Raw genomic sequence first — 17634 nt, 5'->3', positions numbered from 1 at the left:
GTCGGCGCGCGGCACTGTTCCTCGTGCCCGCGCAGGCGTGGCCGCACCTGGTGTTCGTGTTGCTGTGGGTCGGCGTGGCGGTGCTGTCGATGCTGTTCGGCCCGGTGTGGCGGGTGCTCAACCCGCTGCGCCTGGCCGCCCGCGTCACGCTCGGCCGCACGTACCCCGAGAGGCTGGGGCACTGGCCGGCGGCGCTGGGTCTGCTGGCGTTCACGTGGGTCGAGCTGGTCGAGCCGGACGCCCTGCCGTGGTTCCTGGTGGTGTACGCGGTGGTGAACGTCGCGGGCGGTGTGGTGTTCGGCCGCACGTGGTTCGAACGGGCCGACGGGTTCGAGGTGTCCTCGACCCTGCTGGGACGGTTGTCGCCGCTGCGCGGCAACCCGTTCCGCGCGCTCGTCGCCACGCCCGTGCGGCCCGGCCTGGTCGCGGTGGTGGCGGTGCTCCTGGGGGCGACCGCGTTCGACAGCATCGGCTCCACGCCCACCTGGGAACGGCTGACGGCGCCCGACTGGGTGGGGCTGGTGGCGACGGTGGCGCTGGTCGCGGGCAGCTACCTGCTCGCGTGCCGGTCGTTCGGCGGGCAGCTGGCGCACTCGCTGATCCCGATCGTCGCCGGGTACGTCGTGGCGCACTACTTCTCGCTGCTCGCCGTCGAGGGCCAGCGGGGCATCGCGCTGCTGCTCGGCGTCACCGACTTCGCACCGAACACCGCCCTGGCCGCACCCGTCCTGGTGGCGTCGGTGCAGGTGGGCGCGGTGCTCGCCGGGCACCTGCTGGCCGTGGTGTCCGCGCACGACCGCACGTTGCGGCTGTTCCCGCCGCGCAAGCACCTGACCGGCCAGGTCCCGTTGCTGGTGCTCATGGTCGGCTACACCTCGGGCGGCCTGGCCCTGCTGTTCGCGAGCTAGCCCGACGGGGCGAACTACACCGACACCCGACGCGCACACTCCGGTGCGGCCGGTGAGTTCCCTCCGGTCCCGCGCGCCGAAAACGCCGCGAGGGTCCACTCTGGACGGGGCCTGGGGTCCCCGGCACCGAGTTGTGGAGGTTGGACCATGATCGACGTCTCGGCCTTGCGCGGCGTCCTCGGCGGCAGCGTGCTCACGCGTGACGACGAGGGTTTCGAGGCCGCGCGGGCGTTGTTCAACATCGCGGTGGAGACATCGCCCGCGGTGATCGCGCAATGCACGACGACCGAGGACGTGGGACAGGCCCTGGCCTTCGCCCGGGACTCCGGGCTGCCGGTGGCCGTGCGCGGCGGCGGGCACAGCGTCGCGGGCGCGAGCCTCGTCCAGGACGGCCTGGTGCTCGACCTGCGCCGCATGGACTCGGTCACCGTCGACCCGGACGCGCGCACCGCCGTGGTCGGCGGCGGCGCGACGTGGGGCGCGGTGGACCGGGCGGCGCAGGAGCACGGCCTGGCCACGACCGGCGGCCGGGTGTCGACCACGGGCGTCGCCGGGCTGACCCTGGGCGGCGGCTCCGGTTGGCTGGAACGCAAGTTCGGCCTCGCGTGCGACAACCTGCTGTCGGTCGACCTGGTGCTGGCCGACGGCCGCACGGTCACCGCGACCGAGACCGAGCACCCCGAGCTGTTCTGGGCGCTGCACGGCGGCGGCGGCAACTTCGGCGTGGCCACGTCCCTCACCTTCCGGCTGCACCCGTTGCCGGAATTCTCGATCGCGCTGCTGCTCTGGCCGCACGACCAGGGCGCGGACGTCACCCTCCGGTACCGCGATTTCCTGGCCGGCGCACCGGACGAGGTGGGCGGCGCGCTGATCTACCTGACCGGGCCACCCGAGGAGTTCGTGCCGCCCGACCTGGTCGGACAGCTGTGCTGCGCCGTGCTCGTCACCTACACGGGACCCGAAGCCGAATTGCGGGAACTCGCCGCGCCCCTGCTGGCCGTGCCCGAGCCAGGAGGACCGGCGGCGACCGTGCTGACCGACATCCCGTACGCCGACCTGCAATCCATGCTGGACGACCCGCCGGGATTCCGGAACTACTGGTCCGCGGAATACCTGGCCGAATTGCCGGACGAGGCGGCGCGCCGGTTCTGCGCGAGCACCTACGACATGGTGTGCCCGTCGCCGTCGCAGCAGGCGCTGCTGCCGTGGGGCGGCGCGGTGGCCAGGGCGGTCGACTGGCCGATGCGGCACCGCGACGCGCCGTGGGTGGTGCACCCGTTCGGCCTGTGGGCGGACCCGGCCGACGACGAGCGCGGCCGGCGGTGGGCGCACGGCCTGCGCGACGTGCTCCGGCCGTGGAGCACGGGCGCGACGTACCTCAACTTCATCGGCGACGAGGGCGCGGACCGCGTCGTGGCCGGGTTCGGTGAGGCCAACTACGCGCGGCTGGCGCGGGTGAAGGCCGAATACGACCCGGACGACGTGTTCAACCGGTGGCACAACATCGTCCCGGCGACTGTCCGTCGTGGTGCCGGCAACTCGGTCGGGGTAACAGATTAGCCCGAAGAGGGGATTCAACCGCGTTCGCGCGGACGTGCACCGCTCGTCACGGTGGTGATGCGCCCTCGGATCACCTGACCGTTTGGCATTCATCGGCACACGGATGAACCGCCTTTCCAGGGGGCGACGCGATCGCTAGCTTCCATAGGCGTGGAATTGGCAGATCTGTGTAATTCATCCTGGGCGGAAGGGCGTCGATGAGCGTTTACCTCACAGGTCTGCTGTGGGTCGGCGGCGCGGCCGTCATCGCGGCGATCCTCGCCTACCTCATCCGCAAGTACGGCGAGATGGAGGGCAGGCCGGCCAACAACGAGGCCGCCGGGCAGGTGTTCACCATCGTCGGCGGCCTGCACGCGGTGCTGGTGGCGTTCGTGCTGATCGCCCTGTTCGACGCGGTCACCCAGGCCGGCGACGCCGCGTACCGGGAAGCCGACGGGCTGGTCGCCGCGACGTGGGCGAGCGACGCGCTGTCCAAGGAGACCGGCGACGAGGTCCGGAAGCTCTCCCGGGAGTACGCCACCACGGTGATCAACGACGAGTGGCCCGCCATGGCGCTGGGCACCGACTTCGAGTCCACCGGCTGGTCCCAGCTCGACCAGTTGCGCCAGGTGGTGGCGCAGGCGCCCGCGACCGACGAGTGGCAGGTCGGGCGCAAGACCGAGGCCGCGAACCAGCTGTGGGAGGTCTACGAGGCCAGGCAGTCGCGGCTGGACGCGGCCGGCGGCGGGGTCAGCTCGGTGGTGTGGTTCGTGCTGGTGGCGGGCAGCGTGCTGGCCATCTGCCTGCCGCTGCTGTTCGGCGGCCCGCTGATGCGCACCCACGTGCTCATCGTGGCCACCCTCGCCGCGACCATCACGCTGCTGCTGTACGCGACCTACCAGCTGCAGAACCCGTTCGGCGGTGGTGCCGAGGTGAGCCCGGACGCCTTCGAGGCCGCTGTGGCGCGGTTCGGATGATCGAGGCGCTCCTGGCCCAGGTCGTGTGCACCGCCATCCAGGTGGAGGCGGGCCACCACGGTCCGTCGACCGTCTTCCAGGTGCGGTTCCCGTCCGGCGCGGCGACACCCCTCACCACGCTCGACGTGCGGCTGAACGCCATCGGCTTCTCCGCGCGGCAGAACCTCGTGTACGGCGTGGACCACAACGGCCGGGTCGTCGCGCTCGACCGCGCGGGCCGGGTGGTCGGCACGCCGTCGCGCCCCTGGCACCTGCTGCGGCACGCGGACGCGGGCGCGGTGGTGGGTGAGCGGCTGGTGGTGCGGATCGGCGCCCGGCTGCACTGGGTCGACATCGACCCGGCCAGTGGCAGCTTCGGGCACGTCGAGCACGGGGCGTGGCTGTGGCCGTGGGAAGGCCTGACCGTGGACGACTTCGACCTGAACCCGGCCGACGGTCTGCTCTACGGCGTGGCCACGCACCCGTTCGGCCACGGCGTCGTGGTCAGCATCGACCCGCGCACCGGCAAGGTCCGCGAGGTGCCCGGCGTCGGGCGGCTGCCCGGTGGGCGCGGCTACGGCGCGGTGACGCTCAGCCCGGACGGGGCGCTCTACGCGACGAACAACCGGCACGACGGCCGCAGCTCGTTGTGGCGGGTGGCGCTGGACGGCTCGGGCGTGGTCACCGAGATCTCGTCGCGGCAGACGCTGCACACCATCGACTCATCCGGCTGCCTGCCCGCGCCCCCGGTGGTCGACCCACCACGGCCGACGCCGACCCCGACGCCCGGTCCAACGCCCACGCCCGGTCCGACGCCGACGCCCGGTCCGATGCCGACGACGCCGAGCCCGACGACCACCACCACGCCACCGTCGCCGACCACTACGACGACGACAACAACGCCACCGACGCCGCCCACGCCCGCCCTCACGCCACCGACCGCACCGCCGACGCTCCCGGCACCGCAGCTGCCGGCCGCCCTCAACATGCCGGAGCGGCGGGCGGAACGCGTGGCGCCGGTCAACAACAACGTGCGCGACCAGCGCCGCTGGGGCCTGACCGTGATCATCCTGATCCTGGGTGCGGGCGCGGTCGCCCGCCAGGCCGCGAACCGCCGACGGTAGCCCGCGTCAGGTCAGACCGCGAGCATCCGCCGCACCTCCTCGTTGTGCAGCTCCTCGACGGCGCCCGCGTGCACGACCTCGCCCGCGTCCATCACCACGAAGCTGTCCGCCAGCCGCAACGCGAAGTCCAGGTACTGCTCGACCAGCAGCACGGTCAGCCCGGCCTCCCGGTGCAGCCGCTCGATCGCGTTCTCGATCTCGTCGATCACCGACGGCTGGATGCCCTCGGTCGGCTCGTCCAGCAGCAGCAGCCGCGGCCGGGTGATCAGCGCCCGCGCGATGGCCAGCTGCTGCCGCTGACCGCCGGACAGGAACCCGGCGGGCCGCTTGAAGAACTCCTTCAACGCCGGGAACACGTCCAGCGCCTCGTCCACCGCCGACGCGTCGCGGTGCGCGGTGGCCTCCAGCGTCACCTGCAGGTTCTCCCACACGGTCAGCTGCGGGAACGACACGTGACCCTGTGGCACGTACGCCATGCCCGCCCGCACCCGCTGGTGCGTCGGCATCCGCGTGATGTCCTGCCCGTCCAACGCGATCCGGCCCGCGGTGGGCGTGAGCGTGCCCATGACGGTCTTCAGCAGCGTCGTCTTGCCGACGCCGTTGCGGCCCATCACGCACACCAGCGACCCGGCGGGCACCTCCAGGCCCACGCCGAACAGCACCCTCGCCCGCCCGTAGGCGGCGTCCACTCCGGACACCGACAGCATCAGGTCACCGCCTTCCCCTTGGCCCGACCCAGGTACACCTCGCGCACCTCGGGGTCCTCCTGCACTTCGGCGACCGAGCCCTCGCGCAGCACGTGACCCTGGTGCAGCACGGTGACCTTCCGCGCGTACTTGCGCAGGAACTCCATGTCGTGCTCCACCACGACCACGGTGTGCGTCGAGGCGATCCGGTGCAGCAGTTCGCCCGTGCGCTCACGTTCCGACCGGCTCATGCCCGCCACCGGCTCGTCCAGCAGCAGCAGCTTCGGCTTCTGCACCAGCAACATGCCGATCTCCAGCCACTGCCGCTGCCCGTGCGACAGAACACCGGCGGGCCGGTCGGCCAACGCGGTCAGGTCCGCCGCCTCCAACGCCGAGGCCACCGCGTCGGACACGCCGCGCCGCCGGCGGAACAACGACCGCAGCGGCAGCCGGAAGCTGTCCGCCAGGTCCAGGTTCTCCACCACGGTCAGTTCCTCGAACACGGTGGCGGTCTGGAACGTGCGGCCGACACCCATCCGCACGATGTGGTGCTCCCGCTTGCCGACCAGCTCCTCGCCGCCGAACCGGACGCTGCCCGACGCGGGCTTGGTCAGCCCGGTCACCACGTCGATCAGCGTCGTCTTGCCCGCGCCGTTGGGCCCGATCAGGAACCGCAGCTCGCCTTCCTCGACGGTGAAGTCCAACCCGTCGATCGCGGCGAACCCGTCGAACACCACGCGCAGCCCGCGCACCTCCAGCAGCGCCGCCGACGGGGTCGGCGATCCGGCCCCGGTCATGCCGCCACCTCCACGGGAGTCGACGGAGCCCGTTTGCGGGACGACAGCCGGTAGCGCACCGACTCGACGATCCCGGCCAGGCCCTTGGGCGCGAACACCAGCACCAGCACGAACAGCCCGCCCTGCAGGTACAGCCAGCCCTCGGCGAAGTCCTCGCTGAACAGGGTCTTGGCGTAGTTGACCGCGATCGCGCCGGCGATCGCGCCCGCCAGCACGAACCGCCCGCCGACCGCGACGCCCACCAGCAGCTCCAGCGACGGCACGATGCCGAGCAGCGCGGGGGAGATGATGCCGACGATGGGCACGAACAACGCGCCGGCCAGGCCCGCCATCACCGCCGAGATGGTGAACGTGATCGTCTTGACCACGGCCGGGTCGTAGCCGAGGAACCGCACCCGGTCCTCGCCGTCCCGCACCGCCACCAGCAGCCGGCCGAACCGGCTGCGCACCAGCAGCTTCGCCACCAGGAACGTCACGCCGAGCACCACGGCCGCGATCGCGTACACGGCGCGCTGCCCGTTCGGGTCGGTCAGGTCCAGGCCGAAGAACTGGCTGAAGTTCGTCATCCCGTTCGTGCCGCCGGTCAGCCCCTGCTGGCCCACCAGCAGGATCACGAACGCCGCCGCCAACGCCTGGGACAGGATCGCGAAGTACGCGCCGCGCACCCGTTGCCGGAACACCAGCAGCCCCAACAGGAACGCCACCAGACCGGGCAGCAACACCACCGCCGCCAACGCGAACACCGGGTTGCCGAACGGTTTCCACAGCGCGGGCAGCTCCTCGACCCCGCTCCACACCATGAAGTCCGGCAACCCGGCCGACCCGGCCTCCTTCAGCTTCAGGTACATGGCCATCGCGTAGCCGCCGAGGCCGAAGAACACGCCCTGGCCGAGCGTCAGCATCCCGCCCTGGCCCCAGGCCAACGCGATGCCGACCGCGACGATCGCGAAGCACACGTACTTCGCCAGCAACCCGAGGCGGAACGGCGAGAGCGTCAACGGCGCCAACGCCAGCAGCACTATGCACACGACCAGGGAGATGCGACCCAACGTCATACCAACGTCCTCCCCTTCAGCACGAACATGCCCTGCGGCCGGACCTGGAGGAACGCGATGATCACCACGAACACCAGCACCTTCGCCAGGCTCGCGTCGGTCCAGAACTCCAGGTAGCCGTTGAGGAACCCGAGCGCGAGCGCCGCCAGCACCGCGCCGCGCAACTGGCCCAGCCCGCCCGCGACCACGACCAGGAACGCGTCCACGATGTAGAAGGTGCCCAGGCTCGGGCCGACCGGGCCGACGAGCGTCAACGCGACGCCCGCCACCCCGGCCAGCCCCGAGCCCAGCAGGAACGTGAACCGGTCCACCCGGCCGGTGGCGATACCGCTGTACCCGGCCAACTCCCGGTTCTGCACCACCGCCCGCATCCGACGGCCGGCGGGCAGCCTGGTCAGGTACACCCACACCCCGACCACGCACAGCACGGCCAGCACGACGATGAACATCCGGTTGTAGGGGAGGCGGACGCCGAGCACGTCGACGCCGCCCACCAGCCAACCAGGCGCGGTCACCTGGACGTTCGGCGCGCCGAAGATGTCACGCGCCAACTGTTGCAGCACCAGGCTCACGCCCCAGGTCAACAACAGCGTGTCCAACGGCCGCCCGTAGAACCGCCTGATCAGCGACCACTCCAGCAGCAGCCCCATCAACCCCGCCACGACGAACGCGACCGGCAGTGCGATGAGGAACGACTGGCTCGTGAATCCCTGCAACAGGTACGCGGTGTAGGCGCCCGCCATGATGAACTCGCCGTGCGCCATGTTGATCACGCCCATCTGGCCGAACGTGAACGTCAGGCCGAGCGCGATGAGCAGGAGCACCGCGGCGATGCTCAGCCCGATGGGCAGCTGGTTGGCCAATGCCCCCATGTGTCAGTCCTCTCAGCTCAAGCCGCTGGCCCAGTCGTAGCTCTTGAGGTACGGGTCCGGCTTGATCGGGCCGGGGGAGGACCACACCTCCTTGATCTGGCCGTCGGCCTGGACCAGGCCGATGCGCGCGGTCTTGGCCACGTGCTGGTTCTCGCCGTCGATGGTGGTGGTGCCCTCGGGCGCCTCGATCGAGATGCCGCCCGCGGCCTTCTTCACCGCCTCGACCTCGACGGTGCCCGCCTTGGCCACGGCCGCGGCCCACAGGTAGACGGCGTTGTAGCCGGCCTCCATCGGGTCGGACGTCACCTTGTCCGCGCCGTACTTCGCCTTGAACGCCTTGACGAACGCGTCGTTCGCGGGCGTCGTGGTGGTCTGGTAGTAGTTCCATGCCACCAGGTGCCCGGCCACGTTCTCCGGCCCGATGCCCTTGACCTCTTCCTCGGCCACGCTCACCGACACCACGGGCGTGGTCTGGGGCGTGATGCCGGAACCGCGCAGCTGCTTGAAGAACGCCACGTTGCTGTCGCCGTTGAGGGTGTTGAACACCGCGTCCGGCTTGGCGTCGGCGATCTTGTTGACCAGGGTGCTGTACTCGGTGTGGCCGAGCGGCGTGTACTCCTCGCCCAGGACCTCGATGCCCTTGGCGGCGGCGTACGCCTTGATGATCTTGTTGGCGGTGCGCGGGAACACGTAGTCGCTGCCCACCAGGAACATCTTCTTCTTGCCCTGCGCGGCCAGGTAGTCCAGCGCGGGCACGATCTGCTGGTTGGTCGTCGCGCCGGTGTAGAAGATGTACGGCGAGCTCTCCAGGCCCTCGTACTGCACCGGGTACCACAGCAGCGCCTTGTTGCGCTCGAACACCGGGAGCATCGCCTTGCGGCTGGCGGACGTCCAGCCGCCGAACACCGTCGCCACCTTGTCCTGCGAGATCAGCTTCTGCGCCTTCTCGGCGAACGTCGGCCAGTCGGACGCGCCGTCCTCGGTGACCGGGACCAGCTTCTTGCCCAGCACACCGCCCTTGGCGTTGATCTCCTCGATGGCCAGCAGTTCCGCGTCGCGGACGGTGACCTCGCTGATGGCCATGGTGCCGCTCAACGAGTGCAGGATGCCGACCTTGATGTCGTCGCCGGAGGCTCCCGCGCCGGCGCCGGGTTCGTCGACGCAGGCCGTCGCGAGGAGGGCGGGGAGCAGGAGGGCGATCAGACCGCGCTTGAGGGTTCTGGGCGAGAGGGTTCCAGGACGCACCGGCGGCTCCTTTCGGCAGTGGAACCGCGAAGGTATGAACCGGAAGTTGCAGGCCGGGCGCGTCAGGTTACGTTCGTGTGGCCAAATCCGCACGGTATCCAGTCGTGACCTTCCGTGCTCACGGCCCGCGTTCACCCCCTCATACGAATGGCCGCCGCCATCCTCCGAAAGTGCGACATCACCGCGCACCTTCGGCCGACGATCGACGGCCTGCCGTCGCCCTACCTTCGGTCCCGCAAGCGAATCTTGGAGGGGGACATGGGCGGACGCATCACGGCGTTGGACGTGTTGCGCGGGGTGGCCATCCTGGGCACGCTCGGCTCGAACATCTGGATTTTCACACACCCGCAGGGGGCGATGGGCTTCCTGCTGGACTTCGGCTCCGACTTCGGGGCGGACGTGGGCGACACCGTCGACTCACTGCTGCAAATGCTCACGAACGGCAAGTTCCTCGGGCTGCTGTCGATCATGTTCGGCATCGGTCTGGCGATCCAGCACGACTCCGCGGTGCGGCGCGGGCAGCGGTGGCCAGGCTGGTACCTGTGGCGCTCGGCACTGCTGCTCTTCGAAGGACTGCTGCACTACGTGCTGATCTTCGAGTTCGACGTGCTGATGTTCTACGCGATCGTGTCGGTGTTGGTCGCCTTCCTGGTGGGGTGCGGCTCACGGGTCCAGAGCGGCTGGATGATCGCGATGGGTGCGGTGAACCTGGCGGTCGTCGGCCTGATCACCGTCGCGCTGCTGACCGGCGGGTCGACGGTCGGGGACCCGGCGCTCGCCCTCGCCACGGACAGCTGGTGGAGCGGGGTGCAGGACCGCATCGAGTACTTCGGGGCGTTCCGCGCCGAGGGGTTCCTCGTGCTGCCGCTGAGCACCGTGCTGTTCCTGGCCGGCGCCCGCCTGTACAAGGCCGGTGCGCTGGAGGACTCCGACCGCGGGGCGCGGATCCAGCGTCGGCTGGTGGTGTGGGGGCTCGGTGTCGGTGTGCCGCTCAACGTGCTCACCACGGTCGCCGGCCCGGACTGGTTCGCCGTCGACCGCTACCTGTGTGCGCCGCTGGTGGCGTTCGGCCTGCTGGGCGGCATCACCGCGCTGGTGAACCGGATGCGCCCGGAGCCGGGGCTGGTGCGCGGGGGCGTCACGGCGGTCGGCCGGTCGGCGTTGAGCTGCTACATCGCGCAGAACGTGATCGCGTCCGTGCTGTGCTACCAGTGGGGCCTCGGTCTGGCGCAACGCTTCGGCCACCTCGGGGCGGTGTTCGCCGTCGGCACGTGGCTGGTGATCTCGGCGCTGTTGGTGCTGGGCGCGTCGTGGTGGATGCGGCGGTTCCCGCGCGGCCCGGTGGAAACGCTGTGGGACAAGGCGTACCGGGCGCCACAACGACGACGCCCGGCGGCCGTGCTCTAGGTGCCCATACGCTTCGGGCATGAGTCCTCTCGACGTGGACACGAGGGTGTTGCGCTACTTCGTGGCCGTGGCCGACCGGTTGAGCTTCACCAGGGCGGCCCGCGACCTGTACGTCTCCCAGCCCGCGCTGAGCAGGCAGATCAGGCAGTTGGAGGAGGACCTGGGCGCGGAGCTGTTCGTGCGGACCGGCCGGGAGATCCGGCTGACCGGCGCGGGCGGCGAGATGCTGCCGCTGGCGCGGAAGGTGCTGGACGACTGGCTGGAGACGGTCCGGCTGGTCCGTTCGGCGGCGGCGGCCGAGGCGAACGTGCTGCGGGTCGGGTTCGTCGCCTCGGGCGGTGGCAGCGTGGCGCGGCGGGCGCGGGCGGCGTTCAGCGAGCAGCGGCCCGAGGTGAGGATCGAGCCCAAGCGGTTCGACTGGGGCGGTGAGCCGGACGCGCTGCGGCAGGGGCTGGTCGACGTGGCGTTCGTCTGGTTGCCCGCGGACATCAGCGGGCTGCGCTCCCGGGTGGTGGCGACCGAGCCGCGGTACGTCGCCCTGTCCCGCGACCACCCGTTGACGGCACGCCCGTCGGTCGGCATCGCGGACCTGCGCGACGAACCGCTGATGTGGACCCGGAAGGCGCCGAAGGAGTGGGTCGACTGGTGGGCGGTCAACCCGAGGCCGGACGGCTCGGAACCCGTGTGGGGTCCGGAGAACGACAACGTCGAGGAGATGCTGGAGCACGTCGCGACCGGTGCGGCGGTGTGCATCGGCCCGGAGTCGATGGCGGTGTACTACGCCCACCCCGAGTTGGCGTGGCGGCCGATCGCCGACATCGAGCCGTTGCGGATCGCGGTGGCGTGGGTGCCGGAGACCACCAGCCCGGTGGTGCGGGCGTTCGTGGAGGCCGCGATCCGGTCGGCGTCGTGAGCACCGCCCACCGAGCGCCGACACTCCAGGAGCGTGCGGTCGTCCGCTGCTCCGGTGGCTGCGCGGACGGCCGGACGCGGCGTAGCGTCGGGATCATGAGCGCTGCGGAACGCGGACGGGTGCGGGTGGAGATCGGGGCCAAGCGGGTTCGGGCCTACCTGGCGGGTGAGCTGGTCGTCGACACGACGCGGCCGGCGTTGGTGTGGGAGAAGCCGTACTACCCCACGTACTACTTCCCGGTGGAGGACGTCAGGGCGACCCTGGTGCCCACCGGTGACGTGAAGCGGTCACCGAGTCGGGGCGACGGTCACGCGCACGACGTGAAGACCGCCAACGCCACCGCACCGGGTGCCGCACTGCGGTTCCCGGACTCGCCGCTCGAACCGCTGCGCGACCTGGTCCGGCTGGACTGGGACGCGATGGACGAGTGGTTCGAGGAGGACGAGCCGGTCTACGTCCACCCGCGCGACCCGTACACCAGGGTCGACGCCCTGCCCAGCAGCAGGCACATCCGGGTGGAGGTCGGCGGCGTCGAGGTGGCGGACTCGCACCGCCCGGTGATCCTGTTCGAGACCGGCCTCCCGGCCCGCTACTACCTGCCGATGACCGACGTCCGGATGGACCTGCTCCGACCCACCGACCTGCGCACCAGCTGCCCCTACAAGGGCACCGCCGAGTACTGGTCGGTCGTGGTCGGCGAGGACGTGCACGAGAACGTCGTCTGGGGCTACCGCACACCGCTGCCGGAGAGCAGGCAGGTCGCGGGCCTGGTCGCGTTCTACAACGAGAAGGTCGACACGTACGTCGACGGCGTCCTGGAGGAACGGCCCCGTAGCGTCTTCGGGTGAGATCACAGGTGCCGCCCGGACGGCGGATGGTCGGTTGCCGGCCGTCCGGGAACGCTTGCCAACCATGGACGTCTTCCCCTCCACGCCGAGGGCCCACCGCAACCCCGTGGTCGTCGCACGGAAGAAGGCGCTGCTCAAAGCGCCCCACATGGCCAAGTTGACGGAGTTCGCGCAACGCATCGCCACCGAGCGCAAGGCCGACGTGCCGCTGTTCGACCCGGCCAGCGGCGGCATCGGGTCGAAGGTGCTGCTCCTGTTGGAGTCACCGGGGTCGGCGTCGGCGAAGTCCGGCTCCGGCCTCAACTCCCTGGACAACGACGACCCGACGGCCGCCAACGCGTTCGCCGCGGTGACCGAGGCCGGGCTGTCCCGGCGGGTGTGCCTGAGCTGGAACGTGGTGCCCTGGTACCTGTCGAACCGCGAGCCGACGCCCGCCGAGCTGCGTTCCGCGGTGCCGTACCTGGTGGAGCTGCTGCGGATGCTGACCGAGCTCAAGGCGGTCGTCGTGCTGGGCAGGCCCGCGGGCACCGGCTGGACGCTGTCCGGCCGCGGCCACAAGCTGAAGGTGTTCAACGCGCCGCACCCGTCACCGCTGTCCATCAACCGCGACCGGGCGGGACGGTGGCCGCAGCTCGTGGACGCCTTCCGGCAGGCCGCCAAGGTGCTGGAGGGCTGAGTCCGCGGAGTCGGGATCGGTACACCCGGTTTTCCTCGGGGACATGTCGAATCCGGGCGGTCCGCTTCGTCGTACGGGTAGAGACACCCGACGCACGGAGGGAGACCGCCATGGACACCACCACCATCACCCCCAGGGACCGCGCCGTGCTGCGCGCCGTCGCGGCGGGCCGCTGCGTGTACGCCGCCGGCACGTTGCTGGTCGACGGGATCTGCTGCTGCGACCAGTTCATCGGCCCCCGGCTGGCCCGCGCGGGCCTGATCGCGTCCCGGCCGGGCCCGGCCCGCCTGACCGCCGACGGCCGGGCCGTGCTGGACGCCGCGCACGACCCCGTCGCCGCATGAGCCCCGGCGTTCAGCCGTCGATCGCGCGCCCGATCCGGCCGTGCACCTCGCGCAGGTGTTCCAGCACCTCGCGCGGCTCGTGCACCTCGAACTCGCACCCCAGCTGCACGAGGTGGAACGCCAGGTACTCCACCGTGTCGGTGAGGCGCAGCCGGCACGTCCGCTCGTCGACCACCTCGACCTCGGTCGCACCGAGCCGGGCACGCACCTCGTGCGCGGGCTGACCTCCAGCCGCCGCGCCAACTCGCTGCCCGGCCACTCGCGTGGCGTCTGCAGCAGGGACAGCAGGGCGAGCAGCCGGCCGGCGGTGTCCGTCACCGGACCAGCATGCCCGACGACCAGGACAGTTCCTGACCTACTCGCCCCGCTGCCCGAAGACCTCCATCAGCTCCGCCGGCGCGGCCTCTTCCAGTTGCGCGTACGTGCACGACTCGGGCGTGCGGTCCGGTCGGAACCGGACCAGCCTGCTCGTGTGCCGGAACCGTCGCGCCTGCAGGTGCTCGTACCGCACCTCGGCGACCAGCTCCGGCCGCACCGGCTCCCAGGACAACGTCTTGGTCGGACTCCACCGGCTCTGCGCGCCCGGCGTCGCCGCGTCGATCCCGGCCCACTCCGCCCACGGGTGGTCGACCAGCGCGTCCACCCGGTACGGCGCCAGCTCGTCCGCCAGCTCACGGCGGCGCGCGGCGGTGAAACTGCTGGCCACGCCCACGTGGCGCAGCACGCCCGCGTCGTCGAACAGGCCGAGCATCAGCGAACCGACGCCCTCGCCGTCCTTGTGCGGCCGGAACCCGGCCACCACGCAGTCGGCCGTGCGCTCGTGCTTGACCTTCCACATGACCCGCTTGTCCTGCTCGTACGGCAGGTCGGTGCGCTTGGCCACCACCCCGTCGAACCCGGCGCCCTCGAACCGGGTGAACCAGTCCTGCGCCCGGTCCGGGTCGTCCGTCGCGGGCGTCAGGTACAGCCCCGGCACGTCGCGCAGCACGCCTTCCAGCAGCCGGCGGCGTTCACCGAACGGCGTCGCGGTCAGATCCCGGTCGTCCAGCGCGAGCAGGTCGAAGGCGACGAACCCGGCCGGCGTGTCCACGGCCAGCTTGCGCACCCGTGAGGCGGCCGGGTGCAGCCGCAGCTGCAACAGGTCGAAGCTCAACCCCTCGGGCGTGACGATGACGATCTCCCCGTCCACCACGCACCGGGGCGGCAGCCCGGCCAGCAGCACCTCGACCACTTCGGGGAAGTACCTGGTCAACGGCCGGTCGTTGCGGGAACCGAGCTCCAGTTCGGCGCCGTCGCGGAACACCACGCACCGGAACCCGTCCCACTTCGGCTCGTAGACGAGCCCCGGCTCGCGCGGCACCGAGTAGACGGCCTTGGCGAGCATCGGCCGCACGGGTGGCATCACGGGGAGGTCCACGCCGCCGAGCCTAGGTCGAAGAACCGTTTTTCACTGCAGCTCCGATCGAGGACCGAAGTTGTCCGCAATACGTCATAGCGTGAGCTCAACACCGAAACGAAGACCCGAACGAACGGCGGAAACACCATGACCACCACCGCGATCGCCTCGACCGAGCTCACCGACCTGCTGTCGGTCCTGGCCAGGACCCGTGACTTCCTCCGCTTCACGGTGCGCGGCCTGACCGACGAGCAGGCGCGGCTCACGCCGACCGCGAGCCAGTTGTCCCTGGGCGGTCTCATCAAGCACGTCCGCACGGTGGAGGAGAGCTGGATGCGCTTCGCGGTCGGCGGCACCGAGTTGATGGAGAGCGTCCAGGCGGACTGGGTGAACGGCTTCCGCATGCTGGAGGACGAGACCCTGGACGGCCTTCTCAAGGACTACGAGGAGACCGCCGCGAAGACCGAACGGCTGCTGGGGGAGCTGGACCTGGACACGTCCCACCCGCTGCCCGTGGCGCCCTGGTTCGAGGCCGGCGCCTCCTGGAGCATCCGCAAGGTCGTGCTGCACCTGATCGCCGAGACCGCCCAGCACTCCGGCCACGCCGACATCATCCGCGAGACCATCGACGGTCAGAAGACCATGGGCTGATCACAGCCGGCAGAGCCGCCGGATCGCGTCGGCGTGCGAGGGGTAGAGCGGGGCGAGGGTGTCGGCCGCACCGAAGGTGACCACGTCATCGGTGTAGGGCGGCACCACCACCGTGCCGACCAGCGACCACTCGCCGTCCGGCTCGCTCGCCTGCCACACCCCGGCGGGCACCACGACCTGCGGCCGCTGCCCGGCGGCGAGATCCGGACCCAGCACGGGCGTGGTCACCGTGCCGTCCGGGTGGAGCAGCAGCATCCGCAACGGCGCGCCGCAGTGGTGGGCGTAGATCTCCACGTGGTCGAGCTTGTGCACCCCGGAGAACTCGCCTTCGCGCAGCAGGTAGTAGATCGCGGACACCTCGGGCGACCGCCACGACTGCCCGAACCACCCGCCCTCCACCGGCAGCTCCGCCAGCCCCAGCGCCGCGATGGCCTCGTCCGCGTTCACAGCCAAGTCCCGTTCACAGCCAAGTCCCGTTCACAGCCAAGTCCCGTTCAAGACAGCTCCGCTTCCACAGATCCGTGCACCACGACCATCCCCTTGCCCAGCCGCTTGGCCGTGTACATCGCCGCGTCCGCCGTGCCCAGCAGGTCGTCGGCGGTCAACGACGGGTCGAACGCCTCCCGGTGCGAGATCCCGATCGACGCCCGGATCTCGTGCGAGCCGCTCGCCGTCCGGTGCGGTTCGCTCATCGTCTCCAGCACCCGCCGCCCGATCTCCTCCGGCGCCTGCGGGTAGCCGTCGACCAGCACGCCGAACTCGTCGCCGCCCAGCCGGGCCACCACGTCCTGCGGCCGCACGCACGCCTGCAACCGCGCCGCCACGATCCGCAGCACCGCGTCGCCCTCGGCGTGCCCGAAGTTGTCGTTGACGTCCTTGAACCCGTCCACGTCGATGAACAGCACCACCACCGGTGACGTCCCGGCCAGGGCCGCGTCCAGCCGTTCCCGGAACAGCGCCCGGTTCGCCACCCCGGTCAACGGGTCGTGGTAGGCCTGGTGCCGCAGCCGTTCCCGGCTGTCCCGCAGCTGCTCCAGCAGCCGCACGTTGTCGATCAGCGTCAGCAGCTGCCGGATGATCACCAGCAGCACCACGCCCAGCCCGACGTAGATCTCCAGCGCGTTCAGCCGCACGCCGGTGGCCGTGCCGACCACGATGAATATGCCGGTGACCATCAGCGGCAGGTACGGCACCAGCAGGTGCAGCAGCTCACCCGCGCGCAGCCGGGCCGAACCCACCCGCTCCCGCGCACCGCCGCCGGGCGCGATCGAGCTGAGGAAGAACAGCGCCGGGCACACCATGAACCCGATGTCGGCGGCCGTCGGGATGGCGGTCGCGCCCTTGCTCACCAGGAACGCGAACACCCAGCCGGACGACGACTGCGCGAGGCCCGCCAGCGCGATGAACAGCACCGGCAGCTGCCGCACCGACCGGTGCGTCCACGACGACACCAGCAGCACGACCAGCATCACCAGGTACGCCGCCGGGTGCGCCACGACGGTCGCGAAACCCGGCCCCGAGGTGGCCCACGCGCGAACCATCGACTCCAGCAGCGACACCCACGTGAGCACGAACAGCGAGCCGACCACGATCAGCCCGTCTAAAGCGACCACGAGCCTGCTGCGGTGCCCCGGCAGCTTGCCCGACCCGCCGGTCGCCAACACCAGGACCGCGCACAGCGTGAGCGCGGGCACGAGCATGAAACCCAGCGGCGCCAACGTCGACGAGGGCAGCGACACCCCGAGGAACACCTGGCCCCAGATCCACGCGGACAACCCGACGACCAGGCTCGCCATCGCCGCGGCCATCCACAGCCGCCAGCGCCGCGCCACGCCTTGACGACGCCGCGCGGCCCGCCAGTAGGACACCATCGCGGCGGTCGAGGCGAGGAGTTGGGTGAACTTGTCGATCGCCACCGACGTGGGCCGGTCGAGCACTCCGGAGACGACGACGCAGACGATGCCGACGACCACAGCGCAGACGGCGACGGTGACGATGCCGAACCGCCTCAGGGTCATGGCACCCCGCTTTTACGCCGCGACTGGAGTCGATCAGTTGACTCAGGCACTGTAGTGACCTCGTGACGCTGTGTCGATCGCGGGGTCTCCGTTCGTCACCGAGCGCATGTCTTTGTCGTGTGCGTGTCATGACGGGTACGACTCCGGTCCACCCTTTAAGGTTCGAACTGGTGTTCGTCGGCGGTTGAGCGGTTGAGAG

Annotated in this window: 19 protein-coding genes and 1 pseudogene; 10 read left to right on the top strand and 10 right to left on the bottom strand. The window is 70.8% G+C overall.

Annotation, left to right across the window (positions count from 1 at the left end):
• The first annotated feature begins 23 nt into the window (after positions 1-23).
• The 4 genes from FM051_RS16195 (at position 24) to FM051_RS16180 (ending at position 4527) form a co-directional block, all read left to right on the top strand.
• Entirely contained in the window at positions 24-908 is an 885-nt protein-coding gene (locus FM051_RS16195; protein WP_202918860.1) for a hypothetical protein, read from the top strand.
• Positions 909-1055: 147 nt separating this feature from the next.
• Positions 1056-2468, top strand: coding sequence for an FAD-binding oxidoreductase (locus FM051_RS16190; RefSeq protein WP_158843776.1), 1413 nt, complete (start codon positions 1056-1058; stop codon positions 2466-2468).
• Between the two features lie 197 nt (positions 2469-2665).
• Positions 2666-3424 carry a bestrophin-like domain gene (locus FM051_RS16185; protein WP_158843775.1) on the top strand — a complete coding sequence of 253 codons (759 nt, stop codon included), beginning with the start codon at positions 2666-2668 and terminating at the stop codon, positions 3422-3424.
• Positions 3421-4527, top strand: coding sequence for a DUF6923 family protein (locus FM051_RS16180; RefSeq protein WP_158843774.1), 1107 nt, complete (start codon positions 3421-3423; stop codon positions 4525-4527). The genes FM051_RS16185 and FM051_RS16180 overlap by 4 nt, the downstream gene beginning before the upstream one ends.
• 11 nt (positions 4528-4538) lie before the next feature.
• Here FM051_RS16180 and urtE read toward each other — a convergent pair whose 3' ends face one another.
• From urtE to urtA, 5 genes are read right to left on the bottom strand one after another with little or no spacing between them, the layout of a single operon-like run.
• Positions 4539-5234: an urea ABC transporter ATP-binding subunit UrtE gene (gene urtE, locus FM051_RS16175; protein WP_158843773.1), complete on the bottom strand. Its 696-nt coding sequence runs from the start codon at positions 5232-5234 to the stop codon at positions 4539-4541.
• Complete coding sequence (urtD, locus tag FM051_RS16170) at positions 5234-6010, bottom strand: urea ABC transporter ATP-binding protein UrtD (RefSeq protein ID WP_158843772.1); 777 nt, start codon at positions 6008-6010, stop codon at positions 5234-5236. The genes urtE and urtD overlap by 1 nt, the downstream gene beginning before the upstream one ends.
• A complete protein-coding gene (gene urtC, locus FM051_RS16165; protein ID WP_158843771.1) occupies positions 6007-7065 on the bottom strand; it encodes an urea ABC transporter permease subunit UrtC in 1059 nt (352 codons plus the stop codon). The genes urtD and urtC overlap by 4 nt, the downstream gene beginning before the upstream one ends.
• Positions 7062-7937, bottom strand: a complete 876-nt coding sequence (gene urtB, locus FM051_RS16160; protein ID WP_158843770.1) for an urea ABC transporter permease subunit UrtB — start codon at positions 7935-7937, stop codon at positions 7062-7064. The genes urtC and urtB overlap by 4 nt, the downstream gene beginning before the upstream one ends.
• Before the next feature lie 12 nt (positions 7938-7949).
• Positions 7950-9182: an urea ABC transporter substrate-binding protein gene (gene urtA / locus FM051_RS16155; RefSeq protein WP_158843769.1), complete on the bottom strand. Its 1233-nt coding sequence runs from the start codon at positions 9180-9182 to the stop codon at positions 7950-7952.
• A gap of 258 nt (positions 9183-9440) precedes the next feature.
• Between urtA and FM051_RS16150 the strand changes: the two genes are divergently transcribed.
• From FM051_RS16150 to FM051_RS16130, 5 genes are all read left to right on the top strand, one after another.
• Positions 9441-10589: a DUF418 domain-containing protein gene (locus FM051_RS16150; RefSeq protein WP_158843768.1), complete on the top strand. Its 1149-nt coding sequence runs from the start codon at positions 9441-9443 to the stop codon at positions 10587-10589.
• 19 nt (positions 10590-10608) lie between these two features.
• Positions 10609-11502, top strand: coding sequence for a LysR family transcriptional regulator (locus FM051_RS16145; protein ID WP_202918859.1), 894 nt, complete (start codon positions 10609-10611; stop codon positions 11500-11502).
• A 95-nt stretch (positions 11503-11597) separates the two neighbouring features.
• Complete coding sequence (locus FM051_RS16140; protein WP_158843767.1) at positions 11598-12350, top strand: DUF427 domain-containing protein; 753 nt, start codon at positions 11598-11600, stop codon at positions 12348-12350.
• A 64-nt stretch (positions 12351-12414) separates the two neighbouring features.
• Positions 12415-13026 carry a uracil-DNA glycosylase gene (locus FM051_RS16135; protein WP_158843766.1) on the top strand — a complete coding sequence of 204 codons (612 nt, stop codon included), beginning with the start codon at positions 12415-12417 and terminating at the stop codon, positions 13024-13026.
• A gap of 110 nt (positions 13027-13136) precedes the next feature.
• Positions 13137-13370 carry a hypothetical protein gene (locus FM051_RS16130; protein ID WP_158843765.1) on the top strand — a complete coding sequence of 78 codons (234 nt, stop codon included), beginning with the start codon at positions 13137-13139 and terminating at the stop codon, positions 13368-13370.
• Between the two features lie 10 nt (positions 13371-13380).
• Here the strand turns inward: FM051_RS16130 and FM051_RS16125 are convergent, their stop codons facing one another.
• From FM051_RS16125 to FM051_RS16115, 3 genes and pseudogenes are all read right to left on the bottom strand, one after another.
• On the bottom strand, positions 13381-13629 hold the full coding sequence (locus FM051_RS16125; protein WP_158843764.1) for a hypothetical protein: 249 nt from the start codon (positions 13627-13629) through the stop codon (positions 13381-13383).
• Positions 13581-13688 (bottom strand): annotated as a pseudogene (locus FM051_RS53685) (HTH domain-containing protein); the annotation flags it as partial. The gene FM051_RS16125 and the pseudogene FM051_RS53685, both read right to left, overlap by 49 nt.
• 37 nt (positions 13689-13725) lie before the next feature.
• Complete coding sequence (locus tag FM051_RS16115; RefSeq protein ID WP_202918858.1) at positions 13726-14787, bottom strand: ATP-dependent DNA ligase; 1062 nt, start codon at positions 14785-14787, stop codon at positions 13726-13728.
• Between the two features lie 126 nt (positions 14788-14913).
• On the opposite strand from FM051_RS16115, the gene FM051_RS16110 reads away from it, so the two are divergent.
• Entirely contained in the window at positions 14914-15417 is a 504-nt protein-coding gene (locus FM051_RS16110; RefSeq protein WP_158843763.1) for a DinB family protein, read from the top strand.
• On the opposite strand, the gene FM051_RS16105 is transcribed toward FM051_RS16110, so the two are convergent.
• Both FM051_RS16105 and FM051_RS16100 read right to left on the bottom strand, forming a co-directional pair.
• Entirely contained in the window at positions 15418-15864 is a 447-nt protein-coding gene (locus tag FM051_RS16105; RefSeq protein WP_158843762.1) for a cupin domain-containing protein, read from the bottom strand.
• Positions 15865-15911: 47 nt separating this feature from the next.
• On the bottom strand, positions 15912-17435 hold the full coding sequence (locus tag FM051_RS16100; protein ID WP_158843761.1) for a GGDEF domain-containing protein: 1524 nt from the start codon (positions 17433-17435) through the stop codon (positions 15912-15914).
• Positions 17436-17634 lie beyond the last annotated feature (199 nt).

This window comes from Saccharothrix deserti (assembly GCF_009769385.1).
In the GTDB taxonomy this organism is placed as follows: domain Bacteria; phylum Actinomycetota; class Actinomycetes; order Mycobacteriales; family Pseudonocardiaceae; genus Actinosynnema; species Actinosynnema deserti.
This window is presented reverse-complemented; position numbering and strand designations above follow the sequence as displayed.